The sequence below is a fragment of the Chitinophaga sp. CC14 genome, assembly GCF_048957795.1.
Classification (GTDB): Bacteria; Bacteroidota; Bacteroidia; order Chitinophagales; family Chitinophagaceae; genus Chitinophaga; species Chitinophaga ginsengisegetis.
The window spans coordinates 793,339-812,269 of record NZ_JARBFY010000005.1; the positions used below are offsets into that span (position 1 = coordinate 793,339).

Here is an 18,931-nt window from a genome sequence, read left to right on the forward strand (position 1 = left end):
TACAGCACCTGTTGAAAAAACATGCCACACCGAAAATGGTTTACGTTCCAGTAATTTAAAAAGTTATTTTTAAAATAATGTGTTCGTTTTTGATACAGTGGCTGACCGCTTATATTATACGAGAGAAGTTAGCAAACCTGCTTAACCTCCACCCCCAACAACTCCGCCAGCTTTTTTATCCGCGACGCTATATGCCCTTTGCCTACTGCGCAATGATGCGCCGGCCCCTCTGCATTCCAGGCTTCCACAAAATTCCTGGCGCCGGTAGGGAACCGGTAACGGCTGTTGGTGTTACCGATTTCAAGAATAGGACCGGCTTCAGACACGCCCTCCGCCAGGAGGAACTGCAATTTTCCATCTGCTGTTTCCACTACAGATAACAGGGTTACCGGACCATGTGCCACAGACATTTCTACTGATAATCCTTTTCCTACTTTTCCATGATATACCTGTAATGGCTTTAACTTTATTTTACCGGCGGCTATTACAGGATGACAAGGCCCATCGTGGCCCATGAGTACAATATCATCCTGGTAGTCCATTGCATAGTATTCCGTAAAGGAGCCACCTGCGCCAAAGCTATCCATGATCTTCATGGCCTGTGCGTTTTTTACTTCGTACTCCCCGGCTACAGGGATGCCCTGTGCTGTTAAGAGCGAGGTGCCCATGATCACGGAACTCATGGTATCTTCATTTATTGCATTGCCGCTTCCTTTATGATAATATGCCAGGGAGCCCAGTTGATGCTTTTCTACCAGCTTATCCAGTGCTACAGCGGTTTTGGCGGCGCGGTGCAATTCTTCCGGTAAGCAATCGGGTTGTATGTCAAATACCTGCTGTGCTTCGTGGAGTTTGGCGGTAATTTCTGTTTCGCTGACCGTATTGCGGAGTCCTGATAATTCATCAACCTCAATGATTTCCATATGCCCGCCGAATACGGCGGCGTGTAAAGTAAGATTGGAATAGATATCCAGCATGCCGCCATAATAGTTACCCATTAAGCCAAGCCTGTTATGATATAAGATGTGCGCTACTTTCGCGGCGGCGATCCATTCTTCCACTTCTTTCCAAACAATGGGATCGTTGTGCAGCATACCAGTTACCTGGTAAAAAGGGATGTGTGAACGTTTGAATACGCTGGCTATTTCCGGCACGGGGCAGGCGGCACAGAAGGCCAGCCATTCGCCGGTCATGGTGGTGCGATTGGGAAGTTTATTAAATGTAGCGTAGTCAATGGCTGCGGCCGGAGAAAGGTTTAATACGATTACCGGTACCTTTGCCCGTTTCACTACCGGTAGAACCGTGGAAGATAATGCATAGGTGGTTACATATAAAAAGATCAGGTCTACGTCTTCTTTCCTGAAACGGCTGCCGGCTTCAAAAGCTTTTTCCGGCGTGTCTATTAATCCGAGATTAACGATATCGGCGCCATAATGCTGCAACTGCTGATGTACGATATTAATATAGCCGGATAAGCGATGTTGCAGTCCTTCGAATTGTTCCCAATAGGCAGCGAGCCCTATGCCAAACAGGCCAACTTTCAATGTATTCATGGTGTGATTTTTTGAATAGTAACCGGCCCCAGCAATCCGGATGGTAGCAGTGGGGAATCTTTTGTATAAAATTTCCAGGTGGAGAAAGTATACCTTCCGCTGGTGCGGGGTAAGCCTTTCAGCAGCCATTCGGGCCATTGCCCGTTTTTTATGCCGTCGTCCGGGAGTTGTTCGTCGCCTATTAAGCGGTTAGGCCACAGGTTGGCAACGGTTATTTCCAGGAGATTATTTTTTTCTTTTACGGCGTTGCTGATATCAATCTGCCAGGGTGCACACCACAGTACACCCAGTTCTTTTCCGTTTAGTGTAATCTTTGCCAGGTTATTGACGGCCCCGAGTTGTAACAGGAGGGATGCTTTTTTCCCGGCTGCGGGCAGATCAAATGTTTTACGGTACACCGCCATGCCGGAGTAATATTTAATGCCGCTTTCGGGCCGTTGTGTCCAGTCCTGCAGCGGGTTGAATGTTACGCTTTCCGGGCCGCCCCATTTTGGATCAAAGGCTACCTGCCAGTCGCCCTGCAGTGTTTGTACGATTATTTTTCTCTGAAAGTTTTTGGAAGATGAGGGCTTTGCGATCGTTTCTTTTGTGAAAACAATAAAGCAACTTTCTCCTGCCTCCAGCTGTAACGGAACAGTGGTGCGTGTTCCGGAAGCGGTAAATTCCGGGAGTGCACGGATGCTGCCTGTCATCGGATCCCATAGCTGCGGCGCACCATTACGGCTACGGAAAATAGCTTTGCTGCTAACTGGTGCGTTGCTCCGGTTGGAGATAAAATATAAGTCGGCGTTGCGGGTAGTGCGGTGTGTGTAACGGATATTTTCACCTGCTTCCAGATCCGGCGGCACGCCCATTGCCGCGAGGATAGCAGCCGTGCTATCATAGAGTGGGTACAGCTGACCCGCCGGCGCAGTGCTGTAAATTACTTTTCCTTTGCCGGAAGCTGGTTGTTTCCAGAGTGTTGCGGCGATTGCCTGCACCGCGGCATCGCAGGCGGGATAACCGGATAAGCCGGGGGAATGCTGCGGCGGTATGCCGGTAACCACTGCGCCTGCAAATACAAGCGACCGGATCTTTTCCAGTAGTTGCGGCGTCATGGTGGTAACAGCAGGCAATACCAATATGCGGTAGCTGGCACCACCGGGAAATACAACGCGACCGTTTTGTACTGTGGCCTGGTATAATTGTCCGGGTGCGCAGCCATCAAAGTTATATCCTTTACGATCGGGCAATACGGCATCACCAGACAATGCCGATGGTGGCGGCAGGAATACATGCGGCGATCCTTCCGGTGTTAAATAGAGTATATCCGCTACCGTAGTTCCCTGTTGCAGCAGGTACTGGCACCGCGATAAATAACGGTGATACGCCCCTGCCATCGGCCACCAGGTTTGGTTGCGGTCCCAGTGTACTCCATAAGGCCCCATCGTCATGCCGGGGCGCAACGAATCGGCCAGCACCTGGCTTTGGAAAGTATGAAACACAAACCGGTTGATCCCCGCCGCAAAGGCCCAGTCGCCCTGATTTTTCATAACACCGGGATATTGTTTCCAGCCCTCATCATTTTGTGCCGTGAACGCTTCGGATGGCACCAGTGACTGTCCGTTCACATGCGCAACCGACACCGCCTCTATACAGCTGAAGGCTGCGTTGAAGCCAAGATCTTTGCTCCAGAACTCACACATCGGGATATCTGCGATAGCGCCCAGCTCAAGATCGGCAGTGGGGTTCATATCGTAAGGCTCTATAGACAAACTCAATCCGTGCCCGTGCGCATATTTTTTCACATGCCCGGCGTGATTTTCCAATACCAGTTCCTGCGCAGTTTGCCGAAGGTCCCATAAAAAGCGTTCGCTGATTTCCCTGTTCTCCACAATGCTCCCGGTGTACACGGGATAAAACGGCAGCGGATCATAGCCTCTTCTTTTCCTGAATTCCTCCCGGAAATGCGGCGTCCAGTTTTGAGCGCCCATCTCCCAGCTATCCATGTGCAGGCGTTTCAAACCGCCTGGCAATGCGGGATTTTGTTTTCCTAATTTACGCAGCAACGTACCGATGTAATGATCCAGGTGTGCATTAATAGCGGTAGTATCAAACTTATCGGCTTCAAATCCCAATCCGGGGAATGGCGCCGGGCGGGTGATGGCGCCATTGTTTCGTACGCCGAAACGCAGGATGGTCCAGTTGCCGGGAGGTACGGTCCACCGCAGGGTTCCATCCGGTTGCAGCGCGGCAGTAAGATCAATGATACGATCCTTTGCAATCCCGGCTAACGTATCATACACACCGGGAGATAGCAGGTATGCCTTCACGCCGGACACAGAGGTAAATGGCGCGCGATAGTACAATGCTTTCTCACCGATATCTGTAATGTGCTGCGCATTGGCGGGTGTAGGAAACGCCAGTACAGCCACATCTTTATAAAAATCGTTCCATTGCTTTTTCAGACCGGGGGTAAAAACATCTTCCCCGAAATAAGGTGTTTTGGGAGATGGTACCGGCAGCGTGACTATCTTTTTTTCGTTACCGGAAACATGGGTAGCGGAGGCTACCAGGTGCTGCATAGACTGGGCGGGCGTTACCCAGGGACCGCCACTCCCCGACCAGCCGGGTCCTATGCCCAGGGTAACTTCAATCCCCAACCGCTCGCTTTCCCGCACTGCATGTACAAAAAGATCCTGCCAGGCTTCACTAAGAAAATCAACTTTACCGCGGGGAATGCCTACATTCACTTCGAGGAAAGTAACATTGCTGATGCCTGCTTTTTTCATCGACTCCAGGTCGGCCGTAATACCTTCCTTTGATAAATTACCATCCATAAAATACCAATATACCCCAGGACGCGTGCTGGCAGGCGGTTCTGAAAAGCCCTGCTTCCATACAGACAGCTGACACCATAACGGCTGTACGAAAATTACCTGCCATAATATGAACAAAAGAAGATAACGGTAAGGCATATATCTTCCGGAAAAAAATAACAGAAAATAACGTGGACGAAGAGCTATCATCAGTGGATTATTTTAGCCGGAATAAAACTAGCCGTAGTGGGATGAATTATTTGATATTTCAGTTGTACTTTCTGACATAATCCCGGCAGGGAGCGGAAATTCTTATTACTTTCCCATTCCTTTCCGGCTTTTTATATTTTTATGTAAAAGAAGGAAGCGTTATGATGAACTATTATAAATACCTGCCTGTAAGCAGGGAAGATGAGAACTGGGGGCTGTGGGTGCTGAATACCGGTTGTACGCAGGTAGCAGCAACAGACATCTATCCGGGAAAAAATCATCCTGCGCATCATCATTTCAACTGGAAAAAGGGAAGGGTATTGAACGAGTACCAGGTTATTTATATCACCAGCGGGAAAGGTATTTTTGAATCAGACAGCTGCCGCCAGCAGGAAATAAAAGCCGGTACCATCATCCTGCTATTCCCCGGAGAAAGACACCGGTACCGGCCACTCGCCGAAACCGGCTGGGATGAATACTGGGTAGGTATGAAAGGGCCTGTACTCGATAACCTGCTGAAAGAGAATTTTTTTACACGGGAAAAGCCCTGTTTATATATCGGTTTCCAGGAAGGCACGCTGCAGTTGTTTCATCTCATTATAGAAAAAACAAAACAGGAGAACCCTGGCTACCAGCCGCTCATTGCCGGCGCGGCCCTTCACCTGATGGGAACCATCCACTATCTCGTGAAGCAACAGGTAAACGGGAATAAAGAAAGAGAGCAGCTGATGAATAAAGCACGACTGTTATTCCGCGCCAACATCTCTCAGCATTATTCCCCGGAGCAGGCGGCAGAAGAGCTACAGGTGGGCTATTCGTGGTTCAGGAAAGAATTTAAGAAATATACGGGCTTATCTCCGTTCCAGTATTACATACAACTTAAAATAGAAAAAGCGAGGGAATTATTAAATGACCCCGCTGTATCTGTAAAAGAAATTGCCTATGATCTCCGGTTTGATTCTTCGTTTTACTTCTCCAGGATCTTTAAAGAGAAGACCGGCCTTACGCCCACGGAATACCGGAAAAGAGCGCAGGGCGATATTTAATATCATTTGCTGCATATTACTGCTGGCAGCTAACGTGCATGCACAAACGACTTCATCGCTTATTAACTTCAACCCGCAGCAACAGCAAACTATCCGCTTCAGCACGGCAGGCGCCGCCATTGATGCACACGACGGTGAAATTGCTTACTTCAACGGCACGTATTACCTCTATGGAACCAGCTATGGATGCGGTTTTGAATGGGGCAAAAAGGATGCGCCTTTTTGCGGATTCAAAGTATATACTTCCACAGATCTGCAGCAGTGGACCGACAAAGGATTTTTATTTGACGCCCGCACACCCGTATGGCAAACACGCTGCAATGGCAGTACCTACGGCTGTTTCCGGCCGCATGTGATCTACAATAAAAAAACAAAACAGTATGTGTTGTGGATCAATGTATACGATAATCGTATAGGCTTCCGCGTATTTACCAGCCAGCATCCTACCGGTCCGTTTACAGAAGTGGCGGAGCCAACGCTGGCAGTGAACAACAACGGCGCTGTTGCAGGATTGAACAACGGTGATCATGATACCTTTGTAGATGAAGATGGTACTGCTTACATTGCGTATACCGACTGGCAGACAAAAGGTACCATTGTAATAGAAAAGCTCCGCGCAGATTATCTTACCGGCAGCGGCGAACATGTGAAAGCGGTTACCAAAGGAAATACGGAGGCGCCGGCGCTTCTCCGGCGCAATGGTATTTACTACCTCCTGTACTCCGATCCTAATTGTGGCTATTGCGCCGGCACCGGCACTTCTTACCGTCGTGCGGCCTCGCCGTTAGGCCCATGGTCTGATGGCGTGAAGATCAGCGACCAATCGTGCGGAGGCCAGCCTTCTTTTGTATCTCTTATTAAACTCAACAATGACAGCGTATTCCTTTATGGCAGCGACCTGTGGAACAAAGCAGCCAAAAATGAAGCGCTGGCCAATTACTACTGGGCGCCGCTTTCCTTTGCAGCAGATGGCGCTATTGAACCTATCATCTGTAAAGACAGTATAGCACTGCCACTGCGCGCAGCGCTGCCTCCTGTTGTGAAAGTAAAACCCGACAACAGCAGCGGGCAGGAAGGTTTCCGGTTCCAGTGCGATATTCACGGATGCATACAGCGCTCGCAAACCTTTACCCCTACCCGTTCCGGCGTGCTTACGGCTGTAAGCATCACTGCTTTTAAAAGCGGCTACCCCGACGATGATCTTCATATCAGCATTTATCCAGCCGATGATAAAGGCTTACCGGCAGCAGGAAAGGCATTATATGAAACGGCAGTTTCACGCGATAGCCTCAGCTGGTCGCCGCAACCGGTTACTATAAAAACGCATATAACGGTAGCGGCCAAACGCAGTTATGTGATGGTGATCAGATCATCCACGGGCAGCGGATGTTATGGCATCACCTATAAAGATGAAACGCCCGGTGGTGGTGCGGGTTACAGCGCTGATTGCGGCCAGGTGTTTACTATTGAAAAAGACCGGGTGCTGAAGTTTAGTACATATGTGGGGAAGTAGGTTAGTTAACTCTTTTTAACAGCCATTGCTCCTGTTCGATAGTATCAGGTACTTTCAGCCCACGTACGGCACCGATCTTTTCAAGTAATCCTTTGAAAGAATGGCCTTTCAGCAGTAATATGCTGCCGGCAATGATAGAGGAGCGGCCTATGCCCATCCGACAATGAATGCACACTGAATGACCAGCGTCAATTTCCGCTGCTAGCGTTGTAATAAAGGAATTTGTTTTGAGACTACTGTCCGGAATGCCACGATCCCTTACGGGGAAATTTACATAAGTGATTTCGTGTTGTACACAATAACTTTCCTCTTTCTTTAATTCCAGCTCCCTTATTTCATGGGCTTCCAGCAATGATACCAATACTTTCACTTGCTGCCGTTTGAGGTATACGATTTCACTTTCAAGCCAGTCATTACCCCGTGGCCTTGCCATTATACCCAAACGGGCACCGTTACTAAATTGTTCCAACCAGTAAATTTTTGTCTGCATACACTATATCCTTGCCCTTACATCTTTCAGTTTCATCACCATTTTCTGAGCCGACTCCCCGATCCATGCCTGGTAATCGGCTATGGCGCGGATCCGCTCCTCTTCAGTACTAAAGCCACTTTCCACCACCTGCGGCCCTCTGAGTTCCGCTACTTTGGACCAGATGCCTGCTTTCTCCGCAAAGTTACTTTCACCACGGATATATACTTCATCGGCATTCAGTACCGCGATATCATGAAAGCCCAGCTCTTCAAAATGCGCAGAGAGATGATCCGCTATTTCATTGTCCATGCCTGCATCGGCACGCCAGTCGAGGAATGCTTTATAAAACCGCTGCATGCTTTCCGGTGGTGCAGGAGTCCATTCCAGCCGGGTATGGTTGTAGTCTAAAATAGAAATGTATCCGCCGGGTTTCAGCAGGGATTTAAATTTCAGCAGCGCTTCACGCGGATTGCTTAACCATTGCAGTACACGTGCTGAAACGATGAGGTCAAATTTTTCCGCGGGGTTGTAGGCAAACAGGTCGGCTTCCAGCAATGTTAAGTTAGCCAGATCCGCGTGATCGGTGTTGCCTTTGGCGATTAAGTGCGCACTGCTGTCGATCCCCACCACGGTTCCGGTTTGGCCCACTGCACCGGCTATTCCGGCAGAAATGGCGCCGGTGCCGCAGCCTACATCGAGCACACGCATGCCTTCCCTGAGCAATGGTATCAGCGTAGCATAGCTGTTCTGCAAACTCCGGCTGTCTAAAATGCTGCTGTCTTTTGGCATCACGGCTCTTTCATTCGCGGTATTACTCATGAGGATCTGTTGTTTGATCAGGAAACGGTGAGTTTAAATATAACATTTTGTAAACAGAAATTAGTGATACTTTACGACGTATCTAAATTAACAGCTATGACCCGTTATGTTACTTCCGTAATAGTATTGCTGATAATGGCCGGATGTTCGTCCGAAGCAGATAAACAAAGTAAAACCACCGTGATGCGTTTGTATGCTAAAGCCGTGGCCGATTCCTTTTCTATCTTCATACATCTTCCTGCTGATTATAACCCGGAGCAATCCACAAAATACCCGGTGGTATACCTGCTGGATGCCAACCTGTACTTTGATGTGATGGCAGTTACCCTGAATAAATATGCCGAAGTAGGGCTGGCGCCCAATGTGATTCTGGTGGGTATTGGTTATAAAGATTTCCCAGCGATGGATTCTTTAAGGAACCGGGACGACACTTATCCTGTGGCGATCCCGGAATATGAAATGAGCACCAGTGGCGGCGCAGATAAATTCCTGTCTTTTATACACGGTCAGCTGATGCCGGCAATAGATCAGCAATACCGCACCGATACCACAAAGCGGGTGCTGATGGGCCATTCGCTGGCTGGTTATTTTACTGCGTATACACTTTACCGTGATCTGGCCGGTACTGCCACCGGCTTCAGCGGATATATTGCGGCGAGTCCGTCGTTGCATTATAATCATTACTACCTGCCGGAGCAGCTGAAAACTATAAAGGATAGCGCGCGGGTAAACGTAAAGGCATATTTTACTTTCGGAGGGCAGGAAGAACCGGAGCCCGGTGATTCCGGCGCCTTATCGCTACAGGCGCTGATGGCGCAATTAACGGCTTCTGTCTCCCAAAAAATTACCTACCAGGGCGACATTTATTCCAACCTGGGACATATGGATACCCAGCTGCCTACTTTTATAAAAGGGCTACAGTGGATACTGCCATCCGGATAATGAGGTGTTCTTTCAAACCATTTAGCAGGTTGTTTGTAGTGTATGAAGAAAAATGCCTGCATGAAAACACGCTGCTTCCTCTTACTTTTTGCCAGCATGGCACTGCTGTTCGCCTGTAAAACCACTCGGGTGATCAATAGTACCGACCTGACCATTACCGGCAACTACTGCGCTCCGGCGACCGCCTTCACCAACAACCAGGATACCATTCCCTTAAAAAATACCGATTCACTGATAAAGGCGAACCCTGATTTACCGGTACATGAAGTATTGATGGCCAATGCTACCGGTACCCTGTTCCTGATCCGGCGGATGAAAGAAATAAGCGGAGACACCACTTTGGAAGGGATGATGAGAAGATCTGAACTCCGGTCGAAGATCCAGCACCGTCTGTTGCTGGCCACCATGGAGATTGCCGGTATTGCTGCGGAGCTGGACTGTGAAGGCGAAAAGGCTGACCAGCTGGCCAAATATCTTGATAATTTTAACAGCAAAAGGAATACCCGCTTAACGGTGGCATCGATCATTACCGGTGCATTGACTACTATTGCGACGGTTGCTATCAAGGAGGATGGTCCGCAGAATGCCGTTGCCATTGGTGGAGGCCTGCTTTCCGCGGGGTTGGGTGCATTAACGATCAATGCCGCCGGGAAGAAGATCAGGTTCGCGCATTTCCGGAATGTATTATCGGACATCTGGTACCTGCCGGATACTTCTGCCATTTATCCTCCTTTTACCTGGTATGTGCTGAATGAAAAACATTTCAGTAACAGCGGGCAGATATCACTGGCGGCTAATGTTAAAAAGAGATGGGAGCGGTTTGATCTTGAAGGGAGTGTCAGCACTTCCGATAAACAGCTGTTTTTTGGTGATGGCGGCGTGTATAAAGCCGACGACCTTCATACCCGTGCAGCGATGGTAAATGAGCTTCAATCTACCATCCGGTCCGTGAACCAGGATCTGCAACGGCTCCTGCATTATCTCGTCAGCATCGAATAACGGATAATTTTTCCCGATTGCGTAAATAATATTCCCTTTTCGCTACCGGTCCGGCCCTCTCCCGGCATAGCTTTGCCCGCATTGCAGATGATGCTCCACTAATAAATCAAGATATAATGAAAAAATTCCTGTTTTCTGTTATTTTATGCTGTAGCCTTCAGCCGCTTTTTGCCCATGCCATATGGATTGAAACCGTTACTACCGGGAAGATCGGGCAGCCACAGGAAGTGAAAGTTTTCCTGGGAGAATATGCAGATAACGAGCGCGATTCTATTCAGAACTGGTTCAGTAATATGAAAGATTTCACCCTGTACCTGGTGAAACCCGACGGACAAAAAGAAAAACTGGCCTGCACCGCCAACGGCAATTATTTCACAGCGACTTTTACGCCCGCTGTTGCCGGCACGCACGTGTTATCCATTGATCACACCGTGCAGGAAGTATATAGCGGCAGTAAGATCCATTATTATGCAATGGGCCTGGTGAAAGTCAACAACTCTTTAACCGGCGCAGATAACGTAAAAGACTATACGGATTTCTCCCTGCTCACGAATCTCAAAAAAACAAACAAACTGCATCAGCCGGCTACCGTGCAGTTAAGCTATAAGAAAGCAGTTCCTGCTGCCGGCGAAGTAACCGTACAATCGCCGGAGGGATGGACTAAGAAGTTCAAAGCCAGCCAGGCCGGTGACGTTACTTTTTCACCCGCATGGGCAGGCCGTTACATGCTGGAAGGTACTTTTACCGAAGAAGCCAGCGGGCAACATGAAGGCAAAGATTTTAAACGCGTATGGCATTGTGTTACGTACTGCATGGATGTAGATAAGTAAACGCAAATTGACTGAAAGGGCTGGCAATTTTGCCCGCCCTTTTTCGTTTTATTTTGAGATATAGTAATAATTTATTTCCTCTTAATAAGCCCAACTGCACCAGCTTTCATGTATCAATGACCCGGTTCGACTACGGCGATTCTGTGCGGCGAAGTATTAACGTTTATCCGTTATGATTTCCGCATAAATCTCTTCAAAATCCTTTCCTTTGTGCGACTGCCAGATACCGGCGAATTTTGTTTCCACCCCTTTCAACAGCTGTACGCATAATTTACGGTCATCGTCTGTCATGTCGTGGAACATCACCTCCGCGAGCTGGCTGATCCGCCGTCTGCACAGGACTAATACTTTTTCTCCTTTAGGCGTTACTTTTAACCGTTTGGAGCGCTTGTCTTCTTTATCATCATATTCGGCGAGGTAGCCAAGCTTTTTCAGGCGGTTTAGTTTATCTGTGCCGGTAGACAGCTCCTGTAGTGCCGCGTAGATCGCTTCTGTTTTCCGGGGCTCCTTTAACTGGGCCACGGTATTAAGCAATGAATATTCATCGATGGTGTTGATACCGGTACCGTCCAGTGCCGCTACCGTGTAAATGGTATGTAACTTAAAGATCCTTCCGATTACCCGCATCAGTACACCTTCACTTTGTACCGGCAGAAACTTCCCTTCCGGCGGAACGGGCTTCCGTGTTTGCTTGTGTGCGAGGTAGTACCTGCAAAATTCTTCAATGCTGCTTTCCGGATGCTGATCATCAAACGCCCCCCATTCAGTAATCAGTTCTACGGCTTTATTCATGCTATATATTTTATTTTCGAAGCAATAATAGAAAAAATACTCCGGATTTTTTGTTTTTGCTACATTTCCGTTATACATTTACTATTATTATTTCGATTCTGTCATATAAAAATCATAGTCAGATGTCAACACAGATTATTTTCCAGGGCTTCGTTGTGCTCCATCTCATAGGATTTCTGCTCTTTGCCGGTACGTCGGTAGCGGATTTTGTAGGTTTCCGGCAATTCTGGAAGCAGTACGACCTGGATAAAAGCAAGGCTGCCACCGTGATGCAGGCCATATCCGTTTTCCCGGTATTAATGAGAGTGGGGATCGGGCTGATCATTCTTTCCGGCATAGGCATTATGTACATGACGCACGGCGTTTTTGGGGAACAGCTGTGGTTCCGGGTGAAGTTTGGCCTGGTGATCGTTATTATCCTCAACACATTTCTTTTCGGGCAGCGGCAGAAAAAACAGTTAAAGAAGTCCTTTGAAACGTCTGCCGGCACGGTTCAAAAAATCAGGAGCAACATCAGCCTGTTCCACACTGTGCAGTTATTATTCGTTTTTATCATCATCCTGTTGAGCGTTTACAAATTCAACTGATCAAATTGAACATCATGAAAAAAGATAAAATCATTTACTGGACGGCCACACTCATTCTTACCGGCGTGATGTTATGGAGCGCTTTTAATTTTGCCTTCAACCCTGAAATGAAGGGCGCTTTCGCCCACCTGGGGTTACCCAACTGGTTCCGGATAGAACTGACCGTTGCCAAGTTACTGGGCTCACTGGCGCTCCTGTTGCCCTTTACACCGCCGAAGCTGCGGGAGTTCGCCTATTTTGGATTTGGTATTACATTGATTTCTGCAGCCATTGCGCATTTGTCGAGCGGCGACAGCGTATTGCTGGAAATAGGTCACACCTCCTTTTTTGTAAGCCTGGTAGTTTCTTATGTTTACTATCACAAACTGCATCCACCAGTGGTTGTTGCCTAAAAAAGTAAAGCCTTCAGACCGGGCGTGTCTGAAGGCTTTTTATTGTTATTGCTATATTATTTCACACCCAGGGCTGCGATTACTTTTTCGCCTGTTAACTGTGCGGAGGCAGGGTTCTGGCCGGTAATGAGATTGCCATCGGCTACGGCAAAGGGTTGCCAGTCGGCCCCTTTTACATAGTTTGCACCACGCTCCTTCAACATATCTTCCAGGGAAAAAGGTACTTCAGCGGTAGTTTGACCAGCAACTTCTTCACTATTGGTGAACGCCGATATTTTCTTCCCTTTTACCAATGGCGCACCCGTTTTATCTTTTACGTTTTTCAGCGCCGCAGGAGCATGGCATACCAGTGCTACCGGTTTTCCTGCTGCATAAAATGTTTCTATCAGCTGTGCGGATTTGGCGTTATCTGCCAGGTCCCACATGGGGCCATGTCCGCCGGGATAAAACACTGCGTCATAATCCGCCGCCTGCACGTCTTTCAGCAGCACCGTGTGGTTCAATCTTTCCTGTGCTGCCGGATCTTTAAGAAACCTTTTTACTGATTCCGTGCTATAATCTGGTGCAGTACTTTTTGGATCAATAGGCGCCTTTCCGCCTGCGGGTGATGCAATGGTTACCTGGAACCCTTTATCGGTAAACAGGTAGTAGGGCGTGGCAAATTCTTCTATCCAGGTGCCTGTTTTATGACCCGTACTTTTTACTTCGCCGAAAGAACTCACTACGATAAGTATTTTTTTCATAGACTGATGATTAATTGTTTTTGTACGTTGGCTATATGCCTGAAAAGCCAGAAAGGGCAACAGTAACAGCAATAAGCCTGTTTTTTTAGTTTTCATTTACCTGATTTTTACACAAAGTTGGTACTTAAACGTATGCTGTGGAAGGAAACAGATCACCATTTAATTGTGATGCAGGTCACAGCTTTTATGTTAATTTGTATCTTATGAGTAATGTGCTAAGACAACATATCGAACAAATTTCCCCACTCACGGATACGGAATTCGATCATATACAGTCGTACTTCACGGAAAAAAAACTGCGCAAGCACCAGTTCCTGGTGCAGGAAGGGAACCTGGTGGGACATGAATATTTTGTGGTAAGCGGATTATTAAAAGCGGCCTATTTTAACGAAGCGGGGAAAGAGCATATTATCCAGTTTGCGATGGAGAACTGGTGGATTACCGATTACCAGGCATACGTAAATCAAACAACTACCAATCTCAATATCGATTGTATCGAAGCATCCACCCTGCTGTGCTTATCTTTCGAAAATAAAAATAAGCTCTGTGAAGCCTCCCATAAAATGGAGCATTTCTTCCGGGTGAAAGCCACTTCCGGCTATGTGGCGTCACAGCAGCGGATCCTGTCGCTGCTTAATAATGATGCACAGTCGCGCTACGAACAATTACTGGCGCAATACCCTTCTCTTTTCCAACGGGTTCCCAAAACATTGATTGCCGCCTATCTTGGGGTATCGCGTGAAACGCTGAGCCGTTTCTCCGGGAAATAACTATTTCTTTTTATTCTCTCCGGAAATAATTTGATATATTTGTAAGGTAAACTTATAACTTTACCTTACTATATGGCTTCCGGAAATCCGAATCAACTTGCTGCACAACTCCGTCCCCTGCTTGCCAGGCTGGTGAGAAAGCTGCGAAAACTGTCGCCCGCCAACGAGCAGTTATCGCAGAGTGAACGCTCTGTGCTGGTATTACTGGACCAGCACGAGTACCTGTTATCGGCCGAACTGGCGGTAATGGAGAAAATGACGCCGCAATCGATGGGACAATTACTCCAGCATCTTTTCCAGCAGGGTTTAATCAACAGAACCGCATCTCCCGACGATAAGCGGAAGATTCACATTTCCTTGTCGGCCGCCGGTAAAGAGCGGATGCAGCGGGTGCGGAAAGAGCGGAACGAGTGGCTGAGTAAGGCCATCAGCGAGGTTTGTACAAAAGAAGAACAGGCGATCCTGCAGGCAGCGATCGGGCCTTTATCAAAATTGGTGGAGTACGAATAAAAGCGGGAACTAACATGAACATCAGCACTTTTAATGCTTTCAAGAGTCGTAATTACCGGTTATATTTCAGCGGACAATCCATATCACTGATAGGTACCTGGATGCAGAAAACTGCCGTCAGCTGGGTGATCTATTCCCAAACACATTCCAAGTTCATGCTCGGGCTCACTCTTTTTGCGAGCATGTTTCCTTCCTTTGTTTTTTCGTTCCTGGGCGGTGTGGCTTCGGACCGGTATAACCGGTACAAGCTGTTGCTGATGACCCAGTTTGCCTCTATGATCCAGGCGGTTTTATTAACCGTGCTGATCTACTTTAAACACTATGAGGTGTGGCAGATCATTGCACTGAGCGCCTTCCTGGGCCTCATCAACGCTTTTGACGTACCCGCGCGGCAGTCGCTGGTATATGAAATGGTGGAAGACAAAGCAGACCTGCCCAATGCACTGGCGCTGAATTCTTCGATGGTGAATTTGTCGAGGTTAATTGGCCCCGGCATCGCCGGGCTGGCGCTCGAAAAATTCGGGGAGGACATCTGTTTTGGTATCAACGCCATCAGCTTTATTGCCGTAATAGGATCGTTATTGTATATGAAGCTCCCGGCTTACACCCCCAAAGTGCGTACTACCAATATGCTGGGCGAACTGAAAGAAGGATTTGCCTATATCAGGGCCACTCCGGCTATTTCGCTGATATTACTTACACTGGCATCCGTGAGCCTGCTGGTATTGCCTTACAGCACGCTGATGCCGGTATATGCCAAAGATATTTTCAAAGGCAATGCCTCCACCTTTGGAGTGATAGACAGCGCCATCGGGATGGGCGCATTCTGCGGGGCTATTTTCCTCGCTTCCCTGAAACCTGGAAAAAATCTCCGGAAGATACTGGCGCTTAACACGCTGGTATTCGGCGCCGGGCTCGTACTGTTTTCCCATTCCACCATTTACCCCATTGCATTGATATTCGCTACCATAGCAGGTTTTGGCATGATGTCGCAGATCACGATCAGCAATACCCTGATCCAGACAACGGTAGATCCGGCGATGCGGGGCAGGGTGATCAGCTTTTATGCGATGGCATTTTTCGGGATGCAGCCACTCGGCGGATTGCTGGTAGGCGCTGTTTCCCAATGGATAGGCACCCCCAATACCGTGCTGCTGCAGGGCGTGGTGACCATCATTATCGGCGGGCTCCTTTTCCGGCAGCAACAATTACAACCCGCAACCGGATTGCCGGCACATGCCTGGAAACCTTATCTTTAAGGTAATATGTTAACCAATCAGATGAAAACAATACTGTTGACCTGCTGCGGACTTCTCCTGTTAACCGCCCTCCGTGCCCAAAACCTCGAAGGTGTATGGAAAGGCTATGCCGCCGCCGAATCGCAGGGATGGTACTATGGCACCGGCGGTTACATCATGGATATAAAACAAACCACTGCCGGGAAATACACCGGCACCGCCTGGTTTTATGAAACGCCACAACTTTATGGTGAACTAACGGTTACCGGCCAACGAAACGACAGCGCCGATAACTGGCGCTTTGAAGAAATAAAATTCAATGCCCTCACCATACCCAAAAATCACAGCGCCCGGCTGGCGGTTATGAACCTGAAGTTGTTTGATATTGATGGAGAAATAGTATTACAGGGAAGCATGATCAGCTATTCAAAATATACCGGGAAAGTGCATACCAAAAGAGTGCTGCGGTTATCGAAACTCAGCGGGGCGGAAATTGCGGCGCTGGAAATTCCCGGCAGCCGCAAAACGATCCCGGTAGCAGGCGCAGCTCCATCCAAACCGGATACAGTGAAACCCGCCCCGGACCAACGCAAAAACCGCGTACAGGGAAGTTATGATATCAGTAGTCCGGCTATAGATATCAGCCTGTATGACTACGGCACCATTGATCATGATACCGTAACCGTATTTTTTAACGGGGTAAAAGTAGCCGACCGGCAGGAGCTTACCGGGAGCCCGCTGCGTATTCATCTTACAGCAGATGCCTCGCGGGAATACCAGGAACTGGTGTTACATGCCAACAACCTCGGCGATATTCCGCCCAATACATCTAAAATGATTATTCTTACCAGCGACAAGCGGTATGAGCTGAAGGTGACTTCTTCAGAAACAGAAAATGCGATGATCCGTTTCCGTTATGTGAAGTGAGGGAGTAGGTTGACGATTAATGTGTTTGTGGCTAATGCAACGAAACATCCTAGCGCTGATTAATGATACCAGATCTTATAAAAACAACCGGCAGCCGGTTTAAAATAAACAGACTGCCGGTTGTTTTATAAGATAATATAAATCTGTTACAGATTTATCCAGGGACCATAGCCAGCAGCCTTCGTCCAGGTTCTCTGCATCAGGTTATCACTTGGCCCTTTTGCGAAGATATCCACTGAAAGGGAGTCCGCTGAAGCTGTTGCCGGTGCTGAATATATATTGGCGCCGATACTTTCCCATGTTTTCCAGGCAGATGTAACAGACCAGTTGGTTGTTATCAGGTTATGATTTACGCCCAGTGCAAAAATATCTACGGTAAGAAAACCTCTTGCTACAGCAGAGGGGGCAGAAGTAATATAGCCACCAACACTGTTCCATACCGTTCTATCAGATTCTCTTGTCCAAACCCCCTGTACCAGTTGGTTATCTTCGCCACGTGCGTACATCTCTATAGAAGTTGGGTAACGGGATGTTGCAGAAGCAGCAGAGATAACCGTTACATTGAAATTCTGCCAGTATAGCCAACCAGCACCATCTCCGTAATAAATAGTCTGCAAAACATTATTGGCTCCTTTTGCAAAAATATTAAGTAACCCGGGGGCTCTCGATTCTGCAGCGGGTGCTGAAGTTAAATTACCTCCCAGGTTTTTCCAGTCGCTCCAGCCACCGGTGGTAGTCCAGGTTTTATAGAGCAGGTTGTTAGCTGTTCCTCTTACAAATACATCTATACTGTTTTCATCTTTAGAAGCCGCGCCGGGATCAGATGTAAGTGTACCGCCCAGATCTTTCCATGCAGACCAGCCCGTACCAGGTATGTAAGTCTTTTCCAGTAACGTATTTGTTTTGCTTCTTAAAAACAGATGAAGTTCTTTCGTACCTCTTCTATACGCAGCTGCAGGTACAGCAAAATCGCCCGGCGTATTCCCATAGAAGTAATTCAAGGCCACTACATCATTTGGATTAAACGGATGATCTCCGCTGTCCATACAACCCAGCATCCAGCTGTAGGCCGCTCCGGTTGTAGGTGTTCCGTTAATATTGATCAGTTCCACCTGGTTATTTCCGGCTCTGTCTACCTGGTTATATGTACAACTATAAGGGTTGTTAGCATAAGTGGTATGTCTTAAACCGATAGCGTGACCAATCTGATGGGTGATCAGTGTTGCCAGGCGGTTTTCATCCGGGCTGTTACCCAGCGCGGCTACATTCAGCAAAACAGGGCTGGAAGGATTTCTCGGAACGGCCGGATAAGCAGGGGTCCGCGCCAATGTGGTGTTACCGAGATTATTATCACGGATTTCAATATCTGCATTGGCACTGCTGGTAACCTTCTTAAAGGTTACACGGAGGTTTAGCGCATTGTACCTGGCGATGGCAATTTCTGTAGCAGCAACATAAGCTGCCGGTAAACCGGATACCGATATATTGATTTCACGTGGTAATGCATTCAGCGTATAGGAAAATTTATATTGATCAGATTCCCCTATAGAGAGTGTGGTATAGCCTTGCCTGGTTGCGAGGTCATTTTCTGTTAAAAAAATATCCCCTTCTACAACATAGCCACCATCTACTTTTGTAACGTTCAGGGTATCAAATCCAAGTGCGTTGATTCTGGAAATAGTAGCAGCAGGTATTTTGTGGTCATCCGGATGATCTTTTTTACAGGATGATAAAACTACAATGCCTGTCGTCAGGCAGACGAGAATTTTAGTTAACAGCTTCATAGATAC

The 18,931-nt window shown here is 47.9% G+C and carries 18 protein-coding genes; 11 read left to right on the forward strand and 7 right to left on the reverse strand.

Annotated features, from left to right (window positions below; translation table 11 throughout):
- Positions 1 to 128: 128 nt before the first annotated feature.
- Both PV783_RS22750 and PV783_RS22755 read right to left on the reverse strand, forming a co-directional pair.
- The gene (locus tag PV783_RS22750) at positions 129 to 1,553 is read right to left on the reverse strand and encodes an arabinose isomerase (RefSeq protein ID WP_420989690.1); all 1,425 of its coding nucleotides are present in this window, start codon (positions 1,551 to 1,553) and stop codon (positions 129 to 131) included.
- Entirely contained in the window at positions 1,550 to 4,561 is a 3,012-nt protein-coding gene (locus PV783_RS22755) for a glycosyl hydrolase (protein ID WP_420989691.1), read from the reverse strand. Before PV783_RS22755 ends, PV783_RS22750 begins: the two co-directional genes overlap by 4 nt.
- Before the next feature lie 161 nt (positions 4,562 to 4,722).
- Between PV783_RS22755 and PV783_RS22760 the strand changes: the two genes are divergently transcribed.
- Complete coding sequence (locus PV783_RS22760; protein WP_420989692.1) at positions 4,723 to 5,607, forward strand: AraC family transcriptional regulator; 885 nt, start codon at positions 4,723 to 4,725, stop codon at positions 5,605 to 5,607.
- Positions 5,504 to 7,120, forward strand: a complete 1,617-nt coding sequence (locus PV783_RS22765; RefSeq protein WP_420989693.1) for a family 43 glycosylhydrolase — start codon at positions 5,504 to 5,506, stop codon at positions 7,118 to 7,120. The genes PV783_RS22760 and PV783_RS22765 overlap by 104 nt, the downstream gene beginning before the upstream one ends.
- Position 7,121: 1 nt before the next feature.
- Here the strand turns inward: PV783_RS22765 and PV783_RS22770 are convergent, their stop codons facing one another.
- Positions 7,122 to 7,610 (reverse strand): protein-tyrosine phosphatase family protein, encoded by a 489-nt coding sequence (locus tag PV783_RS22770; RefSeq protein WP_420989694.1) that lies wholly within the window; start codon positions 7,608 to 7,610, stop codon positions 7,122 to 7,124.
- A 3-nt stretch (positions 7,611 to 7,613) separates the two neighbouring features.
- Positions 7,614 to 8,411, reverse strand: a complete 798-nt coding sequence (locus tag PV783_RS22775) for a class I SAM-dependent methyltransferase (RefSeq protein ID WP_420989695.1) — start codon at positions 8,409 to 8,411, stop codon at positions 7,614 to 7,616.
- Positions 8,412 to 8,507: 96 nt separating this feature from the next.
- On the opposite strand from PV783_RS22775, the gene PV783_RS22780 reads away from it, so the two are divergent.
- The 3 genes from PV783_RS22780 (at position 8,508) to PV783_RS22790 (ending at position 11,182) form a co-directional block, all read left to right on the forward strand.
- Positions 8,508 to 9,353, forward strand: coding sequence for an alpha/beta hydrolase (locus PV783_RS22780; protein WP_363438455.1), 846 nt, complete (start codon positions 8,508 to 8,510; stop codon positions 9,351 to 9,353).
- Positions 9,354 to 9,413: 60 nt separating this feature from the next.
- Positions 9,414 to 10,352 carry a hypothetical protein gene (locus tag PV783_RS22785; RefSeq protein ID WP_420989696.1) on the forward strand — a complete coding sequence of 313 codons (939 nt, stop codon included), beginning with the start codon at positions 9,414 to 9,416 and terminating at the stop codon, positions 10,350 to 10,352.
- Between the two features lie 116 nt (positions 10,353 to 10,468).
- Positions 10,469 to 11,182, forward strand: coding sequence for a hypothetical protein (locus tag PV783_RS22790; RefSeq protein WP_420989697.1), 714 nt, complete (start codon positions 10,469 to 10,471; stop codon positions 11,180 to 11,182).
- A 156-nt stretch (positions 11,183 to 11,338) separates the two neighbouring features.
- Here PV783_RS22790 and PV783_RS22795 read toward each other — a convergent pair whose 3' ends face one another.
- The gene (locus PV783_RS22795; protein WP_168771450.1) at positions 11,339 to 11,974 is read right to left on the reverse strand and encodes a MarR family winged helix-turn-helix transcriptional regulator; all 636 of its coding nucleotides are present in this window, start codon (positions 11,972 to 11,974) and stop codon (positions 11,339 to 11,341) included.
- Positions 11,975 to 12,096: 122 nt separating this feature from the next.
- Here PV783_RS22795 and PV783_RS22800 point away from each other — a divergent pair, with 122 nt between their 5' ends.
- The gene (locus PV783_RS22800; RefSeq protein WP_111579186.1) at positions 12,097 to 12,561 is read left to right on the forward strand and encodes a DUF2214 family protein; all 465 of its coding nucleotides are present in this window, start codon (positions 12,097 to 12,099) and stop codon (positions 12,559 to 12,561) included.
- Positions 12,562 to 12,575: 14 nt separating this feature from the next.
- Positions 12,576 to 12,953, forward strand: a complete 378-nt coding sequence (locus tag PV783_RS22805; RefSeq protein WP_420989698.1) for a DoxX family protein — start codon at positions 12,576 to 12,578, stop codon at positions 12,951 to 12,953.
- 56 nt (positions 12,954 to 13,009) lie between these two features.
- On the opposite strand, the gene PV783_RS22810 is transcribed toward PV783_RS22805, so the two are convergent.
- A complete protein-coding gene (locus tag PV783_RS22810; protein ID WP_111579377.1) occupies positions 13,010 to 13,696 on the reverse strand; it encodes a type 1 glutamine amidotransferase domain-containing protein in 687 nt (228 codons plus the stop codon).
- A 203-nt stretch (positions 13,697 to 13,899) separates the two neighbouring features.
- Here PV783_RS22810 and PV783_RS22815 point away from each other — a divergent pair, with 203 nt between their 5' ends.
- The 4 genes from PV783_RS22815 to PV783_RS22830 all read left to right on the forward strand — a co-directional run bounded on the left by PV783_RS22815 (position 13,900) and on the right by PV783_RS22830 (position 17,141).
- Complete coding sequence (locus tag PV783_RS22815) at positions 13,900 to 14,466, forward strand: Crp/Fnr family transcriptional regulator (protein WP_420989699.1); 567 nt, start codon at positions 13,900 to 13,902, stop codon at positions 14,464 to 14,466.
- Between the two features lie 72 nt (positions 14,467 to 14,538).
- Positions 14,539 to 14,976, forward strand: a complete 438-nt coding sequence (locus PV783_RS22820; protein WP_420989700.1) for a MarR family winged helix-turn-helix transcriptional regulator — start codon at positions 14,539 to 14,541, stop codon at positions 14,974 to 14,976.
- Between the two features lie 14 nt (positions 14,977 to 14,990).
- Entirely contained in the window at positions 14,991 to 16,235 is a 1,245-nt protein-coding gene (locus PV783_RS22825) for an MFS transporter (RefSeq protein WP_420989701.1), read from the forward strand.
- A 21-nt stretch (positions 16,236 to 16,256) separates the two neighbouring features.
- Positions 16,257 to 17,141, forward strand: a complete 885-nt coding sequence (locus PV783_RS22830; RefSeq protein WP_420989702.1) for a hypothetical protein — start codon at positions 16,257 to 16,259, stop codon at positions 17,139 to 17,141.
- A 146-nt stretch (positions 17,142 to 17,287) separates the two neighbouring features.
- On the opposite strand, the gene PV783_RS22835 is transcribed toward PV783_RS22830, so the two are convergent.
- A complete protein-coding gene (locus PV783_RS22835) occupies positions 17,288 to 18,925 on the reverse strand; it encodes a M57 family metalloprotease (protein ID WP_420989703.1) in 1,638 nt (545 codons plus the stop codon).
- Positions 18,926 to 18,931 lie beyond the last annotated feature (6 nt).